Source organism: Pseudomonas sp. BIGb0381 (assembly GCF_024809815.1).
Classification (GTDB): domain Bacteria; phylum Pseudomonadota; class Gammaproteobacteria; order Pseudomonadales; family Pseudomonadaceae; genus Aquipseudomonas.
Window position 1 is genome coordinate 343137 of record NZ_JANUEN010000001.1, and the last position, 20536, is coordinate 363672.

Below are 20536 nucleotides of genomic sequence, written 5' to 3' on the forward strand. Positions count from 1 at the left end.
TTGCGGTATTACGAAGTCAGATCGCCGAAACCTGCAACACAGGTGGCGTCTTCCAAGACTCCTCATGTGGGCACTGCGCTTGACGTCACTCAGGTGCAGTCGGTGGTCGAATCGAGGCGCAGCACTGTCGTGGTATTGCGTCGACTGGCTCCCACAAAGGTGACCGAGTATGGATGATCATGGACGCACCCCTTCTTCCGACCAGCCAATCCTTTATGTGCTTGATACCAATGTATTGATCCACGATCCAAACGCACTGCTTAACTTCGAAGAACACCACGTCGCCATCCCGATGATCGTGCTTGAGGAGCTCGACAAACTCAAAAGCGGCCACCACAGCGTGGCTGCCGAATGCCGCCAGGCCATCCGCCTGATCGACAAGACCCTGGGCGAAGCGTCACCCGACGACGTTGAGGTCGGTGTGCCGATCCAACGCGGCAAAAGCGGGCCCAAGGGCTTGCTGTCGATCCTGATGAGCAAGCGCAGCGAGCCCAACAGCCTGCTGCCGGAAAACCTCAACGACAACAAAATCATCAACCAATTGATCGACCTGCACGCTCGCGACAAGGACCTGCGCGTGGTGCTGGTGACCAAAGACATCAATATGCGCCTCAAGGCACGAGCGTGTGGGATCGCCGCCGAGGACTACAGTACCGACCAACTGGTCGATGACGTGTCGATGCTGTCCCGTGGTTATCACATGATGACCGGCTCGTTCTGGGACCGTGTCAGCAAGGTCGAGACCCGTCAGGACCATGGCCGCACCTGGCACCAGGTACAGTTGATCGACAACCTGCCGGCCGTGCATATCAATGAATTCATCGTCGACGAGCAGGGCTTCGTGGGGTGGATCAAAGAGATCCAGGTCGACAAGCTGCTGATCCTCGACCTGCATCAGGAACCCCTGTTGCACCAGGAAGCCTGGGGCCTGAAACCGCGTGACATCTACCAGAGCCTGGCGCTGTATGCGCTGCTCGACCCGGACATCCACCTGGTCAACCTGACGGGTGCTGCCGGTTCCGGTAAAACCATCCTCGCCCTGGCCGCCGCCATTGAGCAGACCATGGTGACCAAGCGCTATCGCCGCATCATCGCCACCCGCTCCGTGCAGGGCCTGGACCAGGAAATCGGCTTCCTGCCCGGCACCGAGGCGGAAAAAATGGAGCCGTGGCTGGGGGCGATCACCGACAACCTCGAAGCCTTGCACATGGATGACGAAAACACCCATGGCAGCGTCGACTACATCCTCAGCAAAGTGCCGTTGCAGTTCAAATCCCTCAACTACATCCGAGGTCGCAGCTTCCAGCAAAGCCTGATTTTGATCGATGAATGCCAGAACCTGACCCCGCACCAGATGAAAACCATCATCACCCGTGCCGGTGCCGGTTCCAAAGTGGTGTGCCTGGGCAACCTGGCACAGATCGACACCCCTTACCTGTCCGCGACCAGCTCCGGGCTGACTTACCTGACGGAACGCTTCAAGGATTTCCCGAACGGCGTGCACATTGCGCTGCAAGGGGTACCTCGCTCGATTCTGGCTGAATACGCCGAATCGCATTTGTAAACGCGGTCAGTGTGGGAGGGGGCTTGCTCCCTCCCACATTTCTTATGCATTGGGTTTACAATCGCTGCTCCTGATCAGGAGTATCCCTGTGCTGACTCATCTCGATTCCCAAGGTCGCGCCCATATGGTCGACGTCACCGACAAGTCCGTGACGTTCCGGGAGGCGGTGGCCGAAGCGCGGGTGCGCATGCTGCCCGAAACCCTGCAAATGATTGTCGACGGCGCCCATCCCAAGGGCGACGTGTTTGCCGTGGCCCGCATTGCCGGGATCCAGGCGGCGAAAAAAACCAGTGATTTGATCCCCCTGTGTCACCCGCTGATGTTGACCGGGGTCAAGGTCGAACTGAGTGCCGAGGGCGCAGACTCGGTGCACATCGTCGCGCGCTGCAAGCTGTCCGGGCAGACCGGCGTGGAGATGGAGGCGTTGACGGCGGCCAGTGTCGCCGCGCTGACCATCTACGACATGTGCAAGGCCGTGGATCGCGGCATGACCATCGAAACCATTCGCCTGCTGGAAAAGCTCGGCGGTAAAAGCGGGCATTTCAAGGCGGATGAACAATGAGCATCAACGTACTGTTTTTCGCGCGTTACAGCGAAAAAATAGGCCTGGATTCACTTGAGATGGAGGGCGACTTCGCCACTGTCGACGCCGTGCGCCAGGCGCTGGCCGCTGATCCGGGCTTTGAAGTGCTCAACGAAACCAGCTTGATGTGTGCTCGCAACCAGGAGTTGTGCGGTCTCGATGAGCCGTTGCAGGCCGGTGATGAAGTTGCGTTCTTCCCGCCCGTGACCGGAGGCTGAACATGGCCATTCGTGTACAGGTCGAACCGTTTGACCCCGGTGCCGAGGTCAACGCGATGCACGCCGCGAATGTGGGCGTGGGCGCGGTGGTGAGTTTTGTCGGCTATGTGCGCGATTTCAACGAGGGCCGAGATGTGTCCGGGATGTTCCTCGAACACTATCCGGGCATGACTGAAAAAGCCCTGGCCAAGATCGGCGTCGAAGCCGAACAACGCTGGCCGCTGCTCAAGCTCGAAGTGCTGCATCGTATCGGTGCGCTGGAGCCGGGTGAGCCGATTGTGTTCGTGGCGGCCGCCAGTGCCCATCGCCAGGCCGCGTTTGATGCCTGTGCGTTTGTGATGGATTACCTGAAAACCCGTGCGCCGTTCTGGAAGAAGGAGAACACCAGCGAAGGTGCGCGTTGGGTGGAAGGTCGGGACAGCGACCACGCTGCAGCGGATCGCTGGAAATAGCCAGCCGAACACAGAACCAAATGTGGGAGGGGGCTTGCTCCCGATGGCAGTGGCACATTCAACATCTCTGTTGAATGATCCACCGCCATCGGGAGCAAGCCCCCTCCCACATTTTTATCGCATTTAAGCTTTACGGGCGTTTGCGTTCTACAGCCCGCAGCAAGTGCGTCGGCGGTGTCTCGCAGCTGATCTTGCGCCCCAGCAAGGTCTCGATCGACGGCAACTGATACGAGTCATCTTCCCCGGCAAAGCTGATCGACACACCCGCTGCGCCCGCCCGGCCGGTGCGGCCAATACGGTGCACATAGTCGTCCGGCACTTCCGGCAGGGTGAAGTTGATCACGTGGCTGATGCCGTCGATGTGAATCCCGCGCCCGGCCACGTCGGTGGCCACCAGCACGCGAATCTTGCCTTCGCGGAAGCCTTCCAGGGTCTTGATGCGTTTGTGTTGCGGCACGTCGCCGGACAGTTGCGCGGCGTTGACGCCATCGCGCACCAGGCGCTCTTCGATGCGGCGCACTTCGTCCTTGCGGTTGGCGAACACCATCACGCGCTCCCAACCGTTGTCGTTGACCAGGTTATAGAGCAGCTTGTACTTGTCGGCACCGGCCACGGCATAGATGTGCTGTTCGACATTTTCGCTGGCGACGTTCAGCGCCTCGATTTCGACGATGGACGGCTCGGTGGTCCACTGCTTGGCGAGGTTCATCACGTCTTCGGTGAAGGTCGCGGAGAACAGCAGGGTCTGGCGCTCTGCCTTTGGTGGCGTCTGACGAATGATCTGGCGCACTTGTGGGATGAAGCCCATGTCGAGCATGCGGTCGGCTTCGTCCAGCACCATCACTTCGACCATGTCCAGGTGCACATCACCGCGCTGGTTGAAGTCCAGCAGGCGGCCGGGGGTGGCGACCAGGATGTCGCAGTGGCGGGCTTCGAGGTGCTTGAGCTGCTTGTCGAAGTCCATGCCGCCCACGAACGTCATCACGTTGAGGCCGGTGTACTTGGTCAGGTCGGCGGCGTCCTTGGCGATCTGTACCACCAGTTCACGGGTAGGCGCGATGATCAGCGCGCGCGGTTCACCCATGTAGCGCTCTTTCGGCGGCGGCGTTTGCAGCAACTGGGTGATGATCGAGATCAGGAACGCGGCGGTCTTGCCGGTACCGGTCTGGGCGCGGCCGATGGCGTCTTTGCCGGCCAGGGTGAAGCCCAATACCTGCGCCTGGATCGGCGTGCAGTATGGGAACCCCAGGTCCTGGATGGCGTGCATCAGTTCCGGGGCCAGTTTGAAATCGTGGAAGCGGGTTTTGCCTTCCTGAGGCTCGACGACGAAGTCTTCGAGTTTCCACGGGATCACCGGCGGTTTGGGGGCGCGTTCCCGGCGAGGCTTGGGGGCGGGGGCGGCTTGCGTCTCAGGTTTTGCCTGTTCGGGCGGTGTCACCGTCGGCGTCTTTGGCTGGGCGACAGGTGCAGTCCGGCCTGGCTGTTGACCGTCATTGCGGCTGCCGGAGGAGGGGACAGGAGCACTGGGAACAGGCGCGAGCGGCTCAGCCTCGCTTTTGCCGAACATTTTCTTGAGTGCTTTGAGCACGGTGATCTCATTAATTGGTTAAGGAATGTACGCCGGCCAGTGTAATGCAAGAATCGGGCGCGGCGTAGTGCGTCTGTCATACGGCTACATAAACGTGGGTTTCAGCCCAGGCGAGCGGTCAACCAAGTCCCTATATCGTGTATCTCCTGCGGTAACACTTCGTGGCCCATTGGGTATTCCTGCCATGTCACGGTGACACCACGGGTTTTCAGATGCTCGTAGGCGCTGCGGCCCATGGCGTTCTGTACTACCTCGTCGTACTGACCATGCAGGCACAGGGTGGGAATGCGTTGCTGGCTGGCCGACAATTCGAGCTCGTCACTGAAGGTGGGCGCGTAGGTGGAGAGGGCGATTACGCCGCCCAATGGCCCCTCCCAATTCAGGAACGCGGTGTGGAATACCACGGCCCCACCTTGGGAAAAGCCCGCGAGGAAAATCCGCGAAGCGTCTATTCCGGTTCTCTTCTGTGCTTCGATCAGATCGGTCACCATTTTTGCCGACACTTCCAGCTCTTCCAGGCTGATCGAGCGCGCAGGGCTCATGGCCTTGATGTCGTACCAACTGGGCATCTCGTAGCCGCCGTTGATCGTCACTGGGCGGGTCGGTGCCTGGGGCAATACAAAGCGGGTGGACAGCAAGCTTTCCTGCAGCGCCTCGGCCACCGGCAGGAAGTCGTAGCGATCGGCACCCAGGCCATGCAACCAGATTACGCAGGCGTCTGCGGGCTTGGCGGGCTGAAGAATCAAGGGTTCGGTCATGTCTGCTCCATATATGTGCGTGCGCTCCGATTGGGTGCGTCGGAACGGTGCGCGACAGGTTGATCTGTTAAGAGAATGTCGCAAGGGTGAATCTTTTTCCATTGACTAGGGGCTGAAACGACTCAGCCGCCGTTCTGGTACGCGCCTTGCTATGTGTAGGGCGATGTCAGAACTTTCCTGAGACGGTAACACTATCAGTGACTGCCGCTTTCGGGATAGCAGCTGGAATTTCCGCGAAAGCCTCATGCCGCTTGACCCCAAAAAAAGCCAACACGGGTCGATATCGCCTCATAAGGGTGCGCTGAGGTTGGAGCTTCGACACAACAAGAGCAACTGGAGGTTTGAATGAAGGTATTGAAATCCACCCTGGCCATCGTTTCTGCGGCGGCTGTACTGGGTGTCAGTGGTTTCGCCCAGGCTGGCGCTACGCTGGACGCCGTGCAGAAGAAAGGTTTTGTGCAATGTGGCGTGAGTGACGGCTTGCCGGGTTTCTCGGTACCGGATGCCAGCGGCAAGATCCTCGGGATCGATGCTGACGTTTGCCGTGCCGTGGCCGCTGCCGTTTTTGGCGACGCCACCAAGGTCAAATTCAGCCAGTTGAACGCCAAGGAGCGTTTCACCGCGCTTCAGTCCGGCGAAGTCGACATCCTGTCGCGTAACACCACCATGACCAGCTCCCGCGATGCGGGTATGGGCCTGAAATTCCCAGGCTTCATCACTTACTACGACGGCATCGGCTTCCTGGTTAACAGTAAGCTGGGCGTCAAAAGTGCCAAGGAACTGGACGGTGCAACCATCTGCATCCAGGCCGGTACTACCACCGAGCTGAACGTTTCCGACTACTTCCGCGGCAACAACCTCAAGTACACCCCGATCACCTTCGACACCTCCGATGAAAGCGCCAAATCGCTGGAATCCGGTCGTTGCGACGTACTGACCTCCGACAAGTCCCAACTGTTCGCCCAGCGCAGCAAGCTGGCCGCGCCGAAGGACTACGTGGTTCTGCCGGAAACCATCTCCAAGGAGCCACTGGGCCCGGTCGTGCGTAATGGCGACGACGAGTGGCTGGCCATCGTGCGCTGGGTTGGCTACGCCATGCTCAACGCTGAAGAAGCTGGCATCACTTCCAAAAACGTTGAAGCTGAAGCCAAGTCCACCAAGAACCCGGACGTTGCACGTCTGCTCGGTGCTGACGGCGAATACGGCAAAGACCTGAAAGTGAAGAAAGATTGGGTCGTACAGATCGTCAAGCAAGTCGGTAACTACGGTGAAGTGTTCGAGCGCAACCTGGGCAAGAGCACCCCGCTGGAAATCGACCGTGGCCTGAACGCGCTGTGGAACAACGGCGGCATTCAATACGCACCACCTGTGCGCTGATCGCTGATGGTTCTGTCACCCGGTGGGCCAACCGCCGGGTGATGTTCTGTTCCATTCTCTCCGGGGCACTTCATGCAAAATCAAATCGGCGCACCAAAGCAGAAGCTCAGCTTCAGCGATCCCAAAGTGCGTGCGTGGCTCTTCCAGATCATCACGATTGTGGCGGTGATCTCGCTGGGCTGGTACCTCTTCGACAATACCCAGACCAACCTTCAGCACCGGGGCATTACCTCGGGTTTCGACTTTCTTGAGCGCAGTGCCGGCTTCGGCATCGCGCAGCATCTGATCGACTACACCGAATCGGACAGCTATGCCCGCGTCTTTGTCATCGGCTTGCTCAACACCTTGCTGGTGACCGTGATCGGGGTGGTCCTGGCGACGCTGCTCGGCTTCATCATCGGTGTGGCACGTCTGTCCCCGAACTGGATGATCAACAAGCTGGCGACCGTGTATGTGGAAGTGTTCCGCAACATTCCGCCGCTGCTGCAGATCCTGTTCTGGTACTTCGCGGTGTTCCTGACCATGCCGGGGCCACGCAACAGCCATAACTTCGACGACACCTTCTTTGTCAGCAGCCGTGGCCTGAACATGCCGGCAGCGCTGGCCGCTGACGGGTTCTGGCCGTTTGTGGCCAGCATCGTGGTTGCCATTGTGGCAATCGTGCTGATGGCGCGTTGGGCCAACAAGCGCTTTGAAGCGACCGGCGTACCCTTCCATAAGTTCTGGGCGGGCCTGGCGCTGTTTATCGTGATCCCAGCGTTGTGTGCCTTGATCTTCGGCGCGCCGCTGCACTGGGAAATGCCCAAGCTGCAAGGCTTCAACTTTGTCGGCGGCTGGGTACTGATCCCTGAACTGCTGGCGCTGACCCTGGCGCTTACCGTGTACACGGCAGCGTTTATCGCCGAGATCGTGCGTTCGGGCATCAAGTCCGTCAGCCACGGCCAGACCGAAGCTGCGCGCTCCCTGGGCCTGCGTCCTGGGCCGACGCTGCGCAAGGTCATCATCCCGCAAGCCCTGCGGGTGATCATTCCGCCGCTGACCAGCCAGTACCTGAACCTGGCGAAGAACTCGTCGCTGGCCGCCGGTATCGGTTACCCGGAAATGGTTTCGCTGTTTGCCGGCACGGTGCTCAACCAGACCGGCCAGGCCATCGAGGTTATTGCCATCACCATGAGCGTGTACCTGGCGATCAGCATCAGCATTTCCCTGCTGATGAACTGGTACAACAAGCGCATTGCGCTGATCGAGCGGTGAGGAAACGCACATGAGTTCGCATACTTTCAAACCTGATATGCCGCCGCCGAGTAAAGTCTTCGGACCGATGGCCTGGATGCGTGCCAACCTGTTTTCCAGTTGGCTCAATACCCTGCTGACGCTGTTGGCGTTTTACCTGATCTACCTGGTGGTGCCGCCGATCCTGCATTGGGCCATCCTCGATGCCAACTGGGTCGGCACTACTCGCGCCGATTGCACTAAAGAGGGCGCGTGCTGGGTGTTTATCCAACAGCGCTTCGGGCAGTTCATGTACGGCTACTACCCCGGCGACCTGCGCTGGCGTGTAGACCTGACCGTGTGGCTGGCCATTGTCGGCGTGGCACCGTTGTTCATCTCGCGTTTCCCGCGCAAGGCGATTTACGGCCTGGGCTTCCTGGTGTTGTACCCGATCATCGCGTTTTTCCTGCTGCACGGCGGGATCTTCGGCTTGACCAACGTGGCCACCAGCCAATGGGGCGGCCTGATGCTGACCCTGGTCATCGCCACCGTCGGCATCGCCGGTGCCTTGCCACTGGGTATTGTGCTGGCGCTGGGACGGCGTTCGAACATGCCGGCGATTCGTGTGGTCTGCGTGACGTTTATCGAGTTCTGGCGCGGCGTGCCGTTGATCACCGTGCTGTTCATGTCCTCGGTGATGCTGCCGTTGTTCCTGCCTGAAGGCATGGGCATCGACAAGCTGCTGCGGGCGTTGATCGGCGTGATCCTGTTCCAGTCGGCCTACGTGGCCGAAGTGGTGCGCGGTGGCTTGCAGGCGATTCCTAAAGGTCAGTACGAAGCGGCCGCGGCGATGGGCCTGGGTTACTGGCGCAGCATGGGCCTGGTGATTCTGCCGCAAGCCCTGAAGATGGTAATCCCGGGCATCGTCAACACGTTTATCGCGTTGTTCAAGGACACCAGCCTGGTGATCATCATCGGTTTGTTCGACCTGCTCAACAGCGTCAAGCAAGCCGCCGCCGACCCTAAATGGTTGGGCATGGCCACCGAAGGCTATGTGTTTGCCGCCTTGGTGTTCTGGATTTTCTGTTTTGGTATGTCGCGCTATTCCATTCATTTGGAACACAAGCTCGACACAGGCCACAAGCGTTAGGAGTTGATGTTATGAGCGAAGCGATCAAACAGCCTGTGAGCCCTGAAGGCATTATCCAGATGCAGGGCGTCAACAAGTGGTACGGCCAGTTCCACGTGTTGAAAGACATCAACCTCAACGTCAAGCAGGGCGAGCGTATCGTGCTGTGCGGCCCGTCGGGTTCGGGCAAGTCCACCACCATTCGCTGCCTCAACCGTCTGGAAGAGCACCAGCAGGGCCGCATCGTGGTCGATGGCGTGGAGCTGACCAACGACCTCAAGCAGATCGAAGCGATTCGCCGCGAAGTCGGCATGGTGTTCCAGCACTTCAACCTGTTCCCGCACCTGACCATCCTGCAGAACTGCACGCTGGCGCCGATGTGGGTGCGCAAGATGCCCAAGCGCAAGGCCGAGGAAATCGCCATGCACTACCTGGAGCGTGTGCGCATCCCGGAGCAGGCCCACAAGTTTCCGGGGCAACTGTCCGGCGGCCAGCAACAGCGTGTGGCGATTGCCCGTGCCCTGTGCATGAAGCCGAAAATCATGCTGTTCGACGAGCCGACCTCGGCCCTCGACCCGGAAATGGTCAAGGAAGTACTCGATACCATGATCGGCCTGGCCGAAGACGGCATGACCATGTTGTGCGTGACCCACGAAATGGGCTTCGCCCGCACCGTGGCCAACCGCGTGATCTTCATGGACAAGGGCGAGATCGTCGAACAGGCGGCGCCGAATGACTTCTTCGACAACCCGCAGAATGACCGGACCAAGCTGTTCTTGAGCCAGATCCTGCATTGATCGATGCTTGAAAAAATAAACCCGGCCTGGCCGGGTTTATTTTTGTCTGTTCAGGAGGCCTTGATCACCGCCAGATCGTAATGAGGTGTGTACTTTTCCATAAGACACCTGCGCTGAATAATTACCCTCTAAGGGTAATTGTACCAATCGAAAATACTGCTCCTTTTCCAGCCTAAGAACCCTAGTGCGTTGCCTTTGTAGGCAACTCTGAATAGGCTGTAGGAAAATTCATCCTATGATTGGACGAAAGCCTGCATCCCATGACTGACATCGCTCCCCTGATCAAACGCTCCCTGGTGGACCAGGCCCTTGAGCAATTGCGCTGGCGCATCAGCGAAGGCAGGTGGGCCGTCGGCGAACGTCTGCCCACCGAGCCGGAGCTGGCCGCCGAGCTGGGCATCAGCCGCAACACCGTGCGCGAAGCCATGCGTGTGTTGGCGTTCTCCGGGTTGATCGAGATCCGCCAGGGCGACGGCAGTTACCTGCGCTCCATGACCGACCCGCTGGGGGCCATGCGCGCGTTATCTCACTGCAGCCTGGAGCAGGCGCAGGAGACGCGGCAGATCCTGGAAGTGGAGGCCATCGGGCTCGCGGCGTTGCGCCGTACCGAAGCCGACCTTACGGGTTTGCACGAGGCACTCAAAGCCAGCGCGGTGCTGTACCACGGTGACCTGGAGGCCTATATCAGCGCCGACCTGGTATTCCACAAACGCCTGGTGGACGCCGCGCACAACCCGGCATTGAGCGAGCTGTACCAGTACTTTTCCGCCATCGTCGGCGCCCAGTTGCGCCAGACCCTGAACATTTCGCCGCGCCGCCAGGCGGTGTTCGACCTGCATATCGCCCTGCTCGAAGCCGTGGAACACCAGGACGCGGAACGCGCCAAATCCCTTTGCCGGCAGTTGATCAATGAACCCTGAAACCAAACGTACGACCGAGTTGGAAGAGCTGTTGATCGACGCCGAAGCCGATGACGAAGTGGTGCAAGCCAGTCACCCGCTGGTAAGCCGCCCTTGGCTGTTGCTGCTGGGCCTGATCCTGGTGGCGTTGAACCTGCGCCCGGCGTTGTCGAGCGTGGCGCCGTTGCTGGCCGAGGTTTCCAGCAGCCTGGGATTGTCGGCGGCCAAGGCCGGTTTGCTGACCACCTTGCCGGTGTTGTGCCTCGGCTTGTTCGCGCCCATGGCCCCGATCCTGGCCCGGCGGTTTGGCGCCGAGCGAGTGGTGTTGGGGATTTTGCTGAGCCTGGCCGCCGGCATCATCCTGCGCAGTTCGTTTGGCGAAGTGGGGTTGTTCGCCGGCAGCCTGATTGCCGGTGCGAGCATCGGCATCATCGGCGTATTGCTGCCGGGCATCATCAAGCGCGATTTCGCCAGACACGCCGGCGCCATGACCGGTGTGTACACCATGGCCCTGTGTCTGGGCGCAGCATTGGCGGCGGGCGCCACGGTGCCGCTGAGTCATTACTTCGGCGACCGCTGGACCATTGGCCTGGGCTTCTGGATTCTGCCGGCGTTGGTGGCAGCGTTGTTCTGGTTACCGCAGGTCGGCCAGAAACACGGCGCCCACCAGGTCGCCTACCGAGTGAAGGGCCTGTTGCGTGACCCGTTGGCCTGGCAGGTCACCCTGTACATGGGTCTGCAATCGTCCCTGTCGTACATCGTGTTTGGCTGGCTGCCGTCGATTTTGATCGGTCGTGGCCTGAGTGCCACCGAAGCCGGTTTGGCGTTGTCCGGCTCCATCATCATGCAGTTGTTCAGTTCCCTGGCCGCACCGTGGCTTGCCACGCGCGGCAAGGACCAGCGCCTGGCGATTGTGGTGGTGATGCTGTTCACCCTGGTTGGATTGTTCGGTTGCCTGTATGCACCGCTGGACGGTCTGTGGGGCTGGGCCATTCTGCTCGGCCTGGGGCAGGGCGGCACGTTCAGCCTGGCGCTGACCTTGATCGTGCTGCGCTCGCGTGATTCCCATGTGGCCGCCAACCTGTCGAGCATGGCCCAGGGCTTCGGTTACACCCTCGCGTCCGTCGGTCCATTCGCGGTGGGCCTGGTGCACGACTGGACCGGCGGTTGGTCGGCCATTGGCTGGATCTTCGCGGTGATCGGCGTGGGTGCGATCATCGCCGGGCTGGGCGCGGGGCGGGCGCTGTATGTGCAGGTCAGCAGCGAGAAACGCTAGAGATACACCACCTCCAGCGTCGCCGAGCCGTCGAGCAAGGTGTCGCTGCTCAGGTCCAGGTTCTTCGTGGCGTTGATCACGGTTTCGACCTTGACCGTGCTGATCAGCTCCCGGATCGCTGACGGGCCGGTTGTGCTGCCGGCCGTGTCGGTGAAGCCCAGGTAACTGTTGGCACCTATGTCGATCGTGTTGAGGTCGGCCGTGCGCCAGGCTATGCCACCGGTGGTGGATTCGGTCCCTTAGACCGGCGCGGTGGTGTCGACCTGGGTCTGGCGAGGGTCGAAACTCAAGGAATAGAGACCGATGCGGTTGCCGCTTTTGTCCAGCCCCAGCCCATAGTAAATCTCGCTGTTGACCGTGGCCGTGCCGTCGCGATTGTCGCGCATGCGCAGGGCGAAGCGACTCGGCGCGTTGCAACCGATACTGACTTGCAGCTGCTTGACCGGCAGGCGTGTGCCCTTGTCGACGTTGAGGTCTTGTTGGGACAGCTTGCCGTAGTCGATCACCCCGCCACTGGACAGCAGCGGTGTGCAGGCGGTCGGCGTGATCCGGCCTTTGACGTTAAGGTCCACGGAGGAAGCGGCCAGCGCTGGCTGGGCTGAGCACAGCAGCAGGGCAGAAAAACTCAGGCAGTACGTGTTCACGAGGGAAGCTCCACAGGCTAGAGGTAGATGATTTCGAGAGTGCCGGAACCATTGATCTGCACCACTTGGCGCAGGTCCAGCGATTGCAGGGGGGCCAGGTAAGCCTTGATGCGCAGGGTGCCGGTGAGGTGTTGGATCGCAACGGGCCCCTGGGTGCTGCCGGACTTGTCGGTAAAGCCCATATAGCTGTTGGCGGCGATAGGGATCTGTCTGGCACTTGCGCTGCTCCAGGCCGTGCCATTGCTGGTGGAGTCGGTGCGATAGAGCGTGCCGTAGGCATCGGCGACAAAGTCTGCCGGGTCAATGTTCACGTAGAAGCGGCCGATCTTGTTCTGGCTGTTATCCCGGTCCAATCCATAAGCGGTTTCATCGGTGCCGCCCGTGGCCGAGCCGTCGCGGTTGTCGTGCATGCGCAAGGCGAAGCGTGCCGGCCCATCACAGCCGACGGAAAATTGCAGCGGGCGGGTGGGCAGCGGGTTTTCGTGGGTGGCGCTCAGGTCCTTGGCCAGCAGCGTGCCGTAATCCACCAGGCCGCCGTTGGAGAGCTGCGGTGTGCAGGCGGCGGGCGCAAAGTGGGCGCGCAGGGTCAACTCCCGATAGCGACCGCTCTGGTGGGCGTCGAATGTTCCGGACACTTCCCACGTGGTGGCCTCGCGGACATGGGTGGCCGCCATGTCCGCCCAGGCGCTGAGGCTCAGTTGCAAGGACAGGTGTTTACCCCGTAGCACGGCCCCGCCTTGCACCGGCGCCACGCCATAGCCCGGGCGCCAATTCACTGCGCTACCGATGGCGGCGGGCGGCTGCGCGGCGGCCTGCAGCAACCCCAGCTCAACCGTCCGGCCATCCAGCACGCCATCGCTGACTTCAATTGCATAACTGCCGTGTTCGGTAAATTGCAGGCGTTGTGCGTCGGCCGCCAGGGCCCGATAGAACACACTCATGTCCGTCGTTTCCGGGCAGTTGAGGTTCAGGCTCAAGCGGCGCTCGCCGAGCAGGCGTTGGGGGGCGCTGTCGTTTTGTGCGAGGCGCTTCATCAGCCCGAAGTCCAGCAAAGGTTCGCTGATGTTCAACTGGCACTCGTCGTCGGCCAAGGCGGTGCCGACGAGACTGACGGTCATCAAGACGGCCGTCAGCCATGGGGCGCGAATAAAGGGCATGGCGATCTTCCTCATGAAGGGGTGCAGCGTGCGGGCGCGGTTTCGAAATACACCAGGGGGTCGCCCTTGGGCGGTAACTCGAACTGCAGTCGGCAGCGCGTCAATCCCGGCGCGCTGACCCACAACCCTGATTGCTCCAGGACGTTGGGTAGAAACACTTGGCCACTGTCCTGGACCAGGGTCACGAACTCGCCCGCATCGGTACTGACGGAGGCACCACGGGGCAGCAGTGCACCGTGTTCGGTGCGTACGGTGAGCAACACCCGACGAGTCAATGTCACGGCAAAATCGACCCGATCCACTGCACCACGCCCGGCCGAGATCATCGCCAGGCCGTTGTTGATATCGGCATTGCGCGGCAGTGAACGGGGCTGTACTTCAACCGGGCTGCGGCCATAGGCGCTCACGTGGGGAACCACGGCCTGGCCTTGCCAATCGGTCCAGACCGGGCCGCTGGGGGTACTCAGTTTTACGCCGCTCATCTCGCCCACCGAGACCAGGGCGAAGGTGTCACGCACCGGATACGGCGACAACGTCACCCCGGCGCCATGCAGCACCACGCCGCCTCGGGCACTGCCTTGATAGCTTGAGCGTTCGGCATCGGCGCGGCTGTAGCTGAAGTCGAGTTGGCTGTAGCGGGGCAGTGCCGAAAGACCGAGGGTGGTCTCCACCTGTTCGTCACGGGTGTCATGTTCGGCGCTGACGCGGTAGCTCAGTTGATCGTCGATCTGTTCATTCAACCCCACACCGGTGCGATGTTCGCCGCCCGAGTTGCGTACCCAGGCTCGCACTCGACGGCTCTCGCCCAGGGGCAGGCTGACATTCAGGTAGACGGCATTGTCCTGCTGCTGGCGTCCGCCCATCTGCCATTCGGCACTCGCCGACAGCGATACCCCGCCGACGTTCGTGCCCCACGACGCCAGGCCGCGGCTGCTGGTGTTGCCGTCAAAATTGCTGGAGCGCGAAACCCCGGCACTGAATGCGCCCAGCCATGGGTGGGACCAGCCCAGCGTGGCGCTTTGTTGGTCGCGATAACGGGAGCGTCGTTGCTGGGTAGATTCAGGCGCGTAGGTCGCTTCCTCCAGCTCGCGATAACCCGGTGAACGCCAGGAGTTGGCGGCGCTGAACGACCATTGATCATTCAAGCGCTGGGACCATGACAGGTCGGTTTGCACGCCACGTACGGCGTGCGGCGCCTTGGTGTCGGCAACCTGGGTGGACAGTTGGACTTGGCTGTCCAACCATGGCAGCCAACCCAGGCTCACACCCGCAGCCCGGTATTCGCTGGACGCCAGCACGCCGCTGCCCAAGGACAGCTGCGGGTGCACGGCACCGGTCCAGCCCGCGCTGACTACCCAAGGCTCGTCGCCTTGGCCGTCACCGATATTGCGCACCCGTCCCGCCGCCACCGAGTATCCGGGCGCCGCCATCCCAAGGCCGAGCATGGCCGCCGGTACGGTAAAGCGGCGCTCGCCACCGCTGCTTTCCTTGATCGTGACTTCGACGTCAGAGCGTGAGTTCAGGCGCCGTACATCGGTCAGCGAAAACGGCCCGGCGGGAACCACCGTGGAATGAATCAACGCACCGTTCTGTCGCACCTCGACTTGCGCAGGGCTGTTGGCGATACCGTCGATGGTCGCGCCCTGGCCTTGTTCTTGAAGGGCCTGTTCGGTGAGGACCTGGACCCCGGTGATCTGCGCCCCTGACAACACCGGGTTGTAGAGGTTGATTTGCCCCGCTTGCAGCACCGCCTGATGGCTGGCGAAGGTACGCTGGGCATAGGCCTCCAGATGCGTACTGCGCGAGAGGCCATCCTGCCAGGTCTGTACCTGGCGGCTGCGTACGACCCAGTCGCCGGCGTTGAACCCTACCTCGGTATTGGCCGAACCGAACCGGCTGTTGTCGTCACCGAAGCGGTTATAAAAACCGGTGAGGTCGTAATTGAGCAGGCCGGCAAAACCACCGGTTTCGTACCCTGAGACGTCCTGCTGCAGCGGTCGTAGCGCTTCAGTCGGTACCACCAGCGACACCGTGAGCGTGGCGGGGTCCGGTTCCACCAGGGTTTGCGGGTACTGGTCGAGAAAGGCGTGGCAGCGCTCGCTGTCGTCGGGAATGATCAGGTTGGCGAGATCCAGCAACGCACGGTCGAAACACAAGGCACCGTCTTGATCAAAGCCGACCTCCAGTCGCCCGCGGCGCTGGCCATTGACCAGCAGGCTCACGGCATGCCGTCCTGCGGCAAAACGCGGGGCGTCCAGCAGCAGGTTGGCGAGCGTCGGATCAATTCCACGTTGGTGCAAGGTGGTGGCATCAAAGCTCGGTCGTTCATCCGCCCAGGCCTTGGTGGGCAGCAGTGCGCACGCCAACAGTATCGTCGGCAGTGCAAAACGGGGTGGCCTGTCGGGCAGGGCTTCGCCGTCACGGTAACTCAATACTGTTTTCACGAAAGGCACTCGAAGGGTGTGGTGACGGTCAGTGAGCCGTCACTTCGTGATACAGGCGCCTGGACGCCCGGGGTTTTCGTCAGAAGGTGAGGGGCGCTTCATAAGCGCCTACGGCAAAGCCATAGACCGTTGCCGGCTGCAACCGGACTGTACTGGCCGCACCGCCGGTGGCTGCAATGCTCAGGTGTTCCCCGGGCAACACATAGGTGCGCGGCAACATCGCTCGACCATTGCCAGGCAACAGGCGCAGTTCCTGGGCCAGTCGCACCACATAAGGGGTGTCGTTACGCACCTGCAACGTACCGCCGTTGAGTGACCAGGTCAGGCCGGTCCAGGGCGTGCGGTTGGGGGCGAGCCCTTTGGGGTGAATGATGACGGGCAGGTTCTGACGTACCGTCACGCCGACCCGCGCGTGTCCGGCTTCGGTCGCCGATCGGCCTTGGGGCATACCTTCGAAAATCACGCGCTTGAGCCGTTGGGTGTGCAGCGGTTGGGGGCTTTGCAAAATGAAACGCACCAGTTGCGATTTGGACGGCTCCACCCGCGACAGCGGCGGAGTCACCACCAGCAGCGGCTCGGGGTCTTCGGGAATGTCCTCCAGCGTGACGTGGAGCAGGGCCAGTTGGCTATCGGTGTTAGTGACCGACACAGCGGCTTCACCCTCGGCTTCGTGAACGATCACGACGGAGGTGTCCGGGACCATGCCGTCAGCCTGTGCACCCGTGGCAAGCAGCAGCGTCAGGGCCAAGAAGCAGGTGGCGGTGTTGAACAATGTCGTCGTCATGACGGGGTTTTCCATTGGGGCTGTGTGAAAAATCAGAGGTAACGAAGATCCAGCACGATGGAGCCATCGAGGGGAACTTCCTGATTCAGGGTCAGGTACTGGGCAAAGTTGATGGCGGTGTCGATGCGCAACTGAGCGCGCAGTTGGCCGATAAAGTCGGGCTGGCGATCACCGAGCGGCGCAAAGCCCATGTAGGCTTTGGGGTAGGCATTGGGCTCCGGGGCCCAGGTTTCACCATTATCGTTGGAGGCCAGCACCTGTAGGGACTGCGCGTCGCCTACCGGGTTTTGATAAGACACTGCCACGGATCCCAGGCGCTCCTGCGGGGCGTGGGGGTTTTTGCCCAGGCCGTAGAACGATCCGGGCGCCAGTGAAGACTCCACTCGGTTATCAAGCCCCACCAAGGTGAACAGCATTGGTCGGCTGCACTGCACATTCAGCTCCAGCACGCGGCTGGGCAGGGCGGTGAACTCGCTGGCGTTGAGCGTATGGGAGGGGATTTTCCCGTGGTCGACCGTACCCTCGTCTGACAGCGTGACGTGACAGGCATCCGGGGTCAGGCGGCCGGTTACGGTGAGGTCGACAGCGGATGCAGCGAAGACCGGATGAGTGGTTGTCAGCAAGAGCAAAACCGCCGGCAGGCGAGGGAGCGTGTTCATGGGAAGGCGCCACGTGTCGAGGTGAATGCGGGCGATACGAAAAACACGCCCAGGCCTGCGAATCACGCCAGGCATGGGCGCCCATGGGCTTACAGGTACTTCACTTCAAGGGTGGCCGAACCGTCGAGGGTGACCTCGTTGCTCAGGTCCAAGCCATCGGTGCGGGCGATAGAGGTATCCACCACCAGCTCCGTCACCAGTTCCTTGACCGAGGCCGGCTGTGTGGCGTCATCCATCGTGGCGACCGACATATACAAGCCTGCGTCCCAGAGTTTTTCGCTGTACCAGGTATTGCCACCGTCCTCGGAGGCAATGGTTTGCATCGGCGTACCGTCGGCGACGGCATTGCGCAGCGTCAGTTGAAACCAGCCGAGTTTCTGGGTGCCGTTGATCAGGCCCAGGCCGTAGTCGGAGGTGGATATCGATGACCCGGCACGGTTGTCGACGGAGTGCAGGGCAAATTGAATCGGTGCATCGCAGGTTACCGCCATGGTCATGACGTGAGTCCCGATGTGCGTGGCGTTATCCGGGCGCAGGTCTTTGGCGGAAATCTTGCCGTGGTCGATGACCCCGCCGCTGGTCAGGTTGGGTGTGCAGGCACTGGGCACGATCAGGCCCTTGACCGTCAGGTCTACGGTGGAGGCCGCATAGGTGGAAGCGCAGGTCAGCAGCATCAGGCTGGTGGCGACGGTACTGAGCAGTATCTTCATGGTGATCGAACTCCTTTCGCTAAGAGGGTGGTTACAAGTACTTGAGCTGGACCGTGGCGTGCCCGTCGATGGGGACTTCGTCCAGCAGGGTCAAGGTGTCGGCAGGGGCGACATGGGTATACAGGCGGATCTCGGCGTCAAAGTCCCGAACGGCGATAGGCAGCCGCTGATCGCCGATTGCCACGGCCGTCAGTTTCATGTGATTGAGCTGATTGGTCGGCTCCCAAGTCACACCGCCATCGCTTGAAGTAATGATGGTTGCGGCAATGCCATCCGCCACCGGTGTGTACAGGTGAAAGGCGGTGCCGCCGAGCTTTTCATCGTTTGGCGTCATACCCAGGCCATGCCAATGATCGTGGTTGGCCGACGAGCCAGTGCGGTTATCAATGGTATTGAGGGTGAAAAATGTCGGCCCTTCGCAGCGCACACTCAATTGCATGCTTTGGTTGGGCAGCACGGTGTGTTGCTCTGCATTGAGCGACTTGGCCGACATCTTCCCGAATTCGATCACACCGCCACCGGAGACCAGTGGGGCACAGGCACTGGGAGTGATGCTGCCTTTGACTGTCAGATCGGTGGTGCTGGCGGCAAACGCTGGCGGAGTGAACAGCAGCATCAGCATGAGCCGTGAGGCTAGAGCGTTCATAGGCACGGTTTCCTTGTCAGGAGGGTTCAACGGATCGTCGGGTTACAGGTACTTCACTTCCAGGGTCGCCGAACCGTCCAGAGCGACTTCGTCGGTCAGGGTCAGGGTGTTTGCCGGGGCGATCCAGGTGTTGAACAAGACTTCCACGGAGGCATTTTCGAGGGGGTGGGGCAAGTAACCGACATCCGGAACGAAGCTGCCGAATGCAATCAATCGGTTCGGCGCGACGTAGTCATCGTCCCATTGCATCCGCCATGCGCCGTCGCGAAATTGCAGCATATCGGACGGGATATCGGCGACCGGGTTACGCACGATCACGACATACAAGCCGAGTTTTTCCGTGCCGTTGATCAGTCCCAGCCCGTAGCCTGCGATGTTGCTGTTGGACGATGTCCCGGCCCGGTTATCGACTGGATTGATCGCAAACAGAGTCTGGGCCTCGCAGTTCACCGTCAACTGAAGGGTTTTGTCTTCAAGTCGTGTCGTTCCGTCCTGATTCAAGTCTTTGGCCGAGATCTTCCCGAAGTCGACCGTACCCGGCAGTGTGAGGGTGCAGGCGCTTGGAGTGATCAGGCCCTTGACGGTCAGGTCCACGCTGCTGGCGGCAAAGGTGGATGTAGCACTGGTGAGCAACAGGGCGGCGCTCAACAGGATTAGGGACTTGCTCATTTCTATACGTTCCACTACAGGGCTGGCTGATAAAGCGCGCGCACGGCATCGTCCGGTCTTTCGGCGAAGGCGGCGAGCAAGGCGGCGGGTTGTATTTGGTCAGGGCCGCTTAAGTCAGCGAGACCATTCCCTCTTTGCGGGGTGGCGGCAATTTAGCCGGGGGGCGGGATGGGGGAAATACAACTATTACGACAATCGAAGTAACAGGTATTTGGGCGTTAGTTCGTGGGAATTTATGTTCTTAGTCGTAGGAAAACTAGATTTTTCGTAGTTGTTGTATCGTCTTTTTTACATCCTTAGGGATATTCATTGTTGCTTATGACAGTCATATGAGCGCCACGGGAATTTTGCACGCTGTTCGTTGATCTGGCTGTTGCATCTTCCAACCCCACTCAGATGGGTATTGATGAACTCATGGGCTGAACAATCAATGTAAGCGCAGTGAGGTGACCATGGTGACAAGGGTATTTTCCAATCAAGTACCTGTCCTGAAGTTGGCACCCTCGCCCCCACCACCGCTAGTGGAGGCGCCGGCGTGTTGTGCAGGTGCGATCGCGTGGCCGACGCGTGCCCGCCTGATCGACATTTTCGGCAGTGATGAGATGGTGAACCGGGCGCTGGCCAGCCTGATGGATGAAGCACGTGAAGACAACGCGTTGTTGGACCTGGCGCAGGCCCGCGCCGATGCGTCATTGGTGGTGGAGCGATTGCACCGACTCGTGGGCAGCCTGGCGTTCGTCGGGGGCGTTGACCTGGAGCGCCGCGCCGAGCAGTTGATCGCTCGAGTCCAGGCCCGTGGTGTGGTGGCGAACATGCCGCAGTTGCAAGTCTTTCAGCGTAACTTGCGCGTATACATTGCTTATCTAAGCCGGTTATGAATCCTTGGAATAGAGAGTCTTGTAGGATGTTTCCCCTTTGTGTTGGAGGCTTTGTATGTAGGTAGTTTCTTTTTGTTTTGTAGGTATAAGTT

The 20536-nt window shown here is 60.6% G+C and carries 20 protein-coding genes and 1 pseudogene; 11 read left to right on the forward strand and 10 right to left on the reverse strand.

Annotated features, from left to right (window positions below; genetic code table 11):
• The first annotated feature begins 169 nt into the window (after positions 1 to 169).
• The 4 genes from M2397_RS01655 (at position 170) to moaE (ending at position 2817) form a co-directional block, all read left to right on the forward strand.
• Complete coding sequence (locus tag M2397_RS01655; protein WP_131698346.1) at positions 170 to 1564, forward strand: PhoH family protein; 1395 nt, start codon at positions 170 to 172, stop codon at positions 1562 to 1564.
• Between the two features lie 88 nt (positions 1565 to 1652).
• The gene (gene moaC, locus M2397_RS01660; protein ID WP_131698345.1) at positions 1653 to 2126 is read left to right on the forward strand and encodes a cyclic pyranopterin monophosphate synthase MoaC; all 474 of its coding nucleotides are present in this window, start codon (positions 1653 to 1655) and stop codon (positions 2124 to 2126) included.
• Positions 2123 to 2365, forward strand: coding sequence for a molybdopterin converting factor subunit 1 (gene moaD, locus M2397_RS01665; RefSeq protein WP_131698344.1), 243 nt, complete (start codon positions 2123 to 2125; stop codon positions 2363 to 2365). Before moaC ends, moaD begins: the two co-directional genes overlap by 4 nt.
• Positions 2366 to 2367: 2 nt before the next feature.
• Complete coding sequence (moaE, locus tag M2397_RS01670; protein WP_145335269.1) at positions 2368 to 2817, forward strand: molybdopterin synthase catalytic subunit MoaE; 450 nt, start codon at positions 2368 to 2370, stop codon at positions 2815 to 2817.
• A 130-nt stretch (positions 2818 to 2947) separates the two neighbouring features.
• Here moaE and rhlB read toward each other — a convergent pair whose 3' ends face one another.
• Both rhlB and M2397_RS01680 read right to left on the reverse strand, forming a co-directional pair.
• A complete protein-coding gene (rhlB, locus tag M2397_RS01675; protein WP_167654877.1) occupies positions 2948 to 4411 on the reverse strand; it encodes an ATP-dependent RNA helicase RhlB in 1464 nt (487 codons plus the stop codon).
• Between the two features lie 95 nt (positions 4412 to 4506).
• A complete protein-coding gene (locus M2397_RS01680) occupies positions 4507 to 5163 on the reverse strand; it encodes an alpha/beta hydrolase (protein WP_131698341.1) in 657 nt (218 codons plus the stop codon).
• Between the two features lie 345 nt (positions 5164 to 5508).
• Here M2397_RS01680 and M2397_RS01685 point away from each other — a divergent pair, with 345 nt between their 5' ends.
• The 6 genes from M2397_RS01685 (at position 5509) to M2397_RS01710 (ending at position 11853) form a co-directional block, all read left to right on the forward strand.
• On the forward strand, positions 5509 to 6540 hold the full coding sequence (locus tag M2397_RS01685; protein WP_131698340.1) for an amino acid ABC transporter substrate-binding protein: 1032 nt from the start codon (positions 5509 to 5511) through the stop codon (positions 6538 to 6540).
• A 72-nt stretch (positions 6541 to 6612) separates the two neighbouring features.
• A complete protein-coding gene (locus tag M2397_RS01690) occupies positions 6613 to 7794 on the forward strand; it encodes an amino acid ABC transporter permease (RefSeq protein ID WP_131698339.1) in 1182 nt (393 codons plus the stop codon).
• 10 nt (positions 7795 to 7804) lie between these two features.
• Positions 7805 to 8902, forward strand: coding sequence for an amino acid ABC transporter permease (locus tag M2397_RS01695; RefSeq protein WP_131698338.1), 1098 nt, complete (start codon positions 7805 to 7807; stop codon positions 8900 to 8902).
• A gap of 11 nt (positions 8903 to 8913) precedes the next feature.
• Positions 8914 to 9678 carry an amino acid ABC transporter ATP-binding protein gene (locus M2397_RS01700; RefSeq protein WP_003171943.1) on the forward strand — a complete coding sequence of 255 codons (765 nt, stop codon included), beginning with the start codon at positions 8914 to 8916 and terminating at the stop codon, positions 9676 to 9678.
• 260 nt (positions 9679 to 9938) lie between these two features.
• Positions 9939 to 10598, forward strand: a complete 660-nt coding sequence (locus tag M2397_RS01705) for a FadR/GntR family transcriptional regulator (protein WP_131698337.1) — start codon at positions 9939 to 9941, stop codon at positions 10596 to 10598.
• Entirely contained in the window at positions 10588 to 11853 is a 1266-nt protein-coding gene (locus M2397_RS01710; protein WP_131698336.1) for a CynX/NimT family MFS transporter, read from the forward strand. The genes M2397_RS01705 and M2397_RS01710 overlap by 11 nt, the downstream gene beginning before the upstream one ends.
• Here the strand turns inward: M2397_RS01710 and M2397_RS01715 are convergent.
• The 8 genes and pseudogenes from M2397_RS01715 to M2397_RS01750 all read right to left on the reverse strand — a co-directional run bounded on the left by M2397_RS01715 (position 11850) and on the right by M2397_RS01750 (position 19566).
• Positions 11850 to 12497: pseudogene (locus tag M2397_RS01715) on the reverse strand (DUF1120 domain-containing protein). The gene M2397_RS01710 and the pseudogene M2397_RS01715 overlap by 4 nt on opposite strands.
• A gap of 17 nt (positions 12498 to 12514) precedes the next feature.
• Positions 12515 to 13654 carry a DUF1120 domain-containing protein gene (locus tag M2397_RS01720; protein ID WP_259242180.1) on the reverse strand — a complete coding sequence of 380 codons (1140 nt, stop codon included), beginning with the start codon at positions 13652 to 13654 and terminating at the stop codon, positions 12515 to 12517.
• Positions 13655 to 13665: 11 nt separating this feature from the next.
• On the reverse strand, positions 13666 to 16098 hold the full coding sequence (locus M2397_RS01725) for a fimbria/pilus outer membrane usher protein (RefSeq protein ID WP_259242181.1): 2433 nt from the start codon (positions 16096 to 16098) through the stop codon (positions 13666 to 13668).
• Positions 16099 to 16177: 79 nt separating this feature from the next.
• On the reverse strand, positions 16178 to 16882 hold the full coding sequence (locus tag M2397_RS01730) for a fimbria/pilus chaperone family protein (RefSeq protein ID WP_184744593.1): 705 nt from the start codon (positions 16880 to 16882) through the stop codon (positions 16178 to 16180).
• A 32-nt stretch (positions 16883 to 16914) separates the two neighbouring features.
• Positions 16915 to 17541, reverse strand: coding sequence for a DUF1120 domain-containing protein (locus M2397_RS01735; protein ID WP_259242182.1), 627 nt, complete (start codon positions 17539 to 17541; stop codon positions 16915 to 16917).
• Positions 17542 to 17630: 89 nt separating this feature from the next.
• The gene (locus M2397_RS01740; protein WP_259242183.1) at positions 17631 to 18251 is read right to left on the reverse strand and encodes a DUF1120 domain-containing protein; all 621 of its coding nucleotides are present in this window, start codon (positions 18249 to 18251) and stop codon (positions 17631 to 17633) included.
• A gap of 31 nt (positions 18252 to 18282) precedes the next feature.
• Entirely contained in the window at positions 18283 to 18897 is a 615-nt protein-coding gene (locus M2397_RS01745) for a DUF1120 domain-containing protein (RefSeq protein WP_131698330.1), read from the reverse strand.
• A 42-nt stretch (positions 18898 to 18939) separates the two neighbouring features.
• Positions 18940 to 19566 (reverse strand): DUF1120 domain-containing protein, encoded by a 627-nt coding sequence (locus M2397_RS01750; RefSeq protein WP_131698329.1) that lies wholly within the window; start codon positions 19564 to 19566, stop codon positions 18940 to 18942.
• 629 nt (positions 19567 to 20195) lie between these two features.
• Between M2397_RS01750 and M2397_RS01755 the strand changes: the two genes are divergently transcribed.
• Positions 20196 to 20444 (forward strand): hypothetical protein, encoded by a 249-nt coding sequence (locus M2397_RS01755; protein WP_145622915.1) that lies wholly within the window; start codon positions 20196 to 20198, stop codon positions 20442 to 20444.
• The last annotated feature ends 92 nt before the right edge of the window (positions 20445 to 20536 follow it).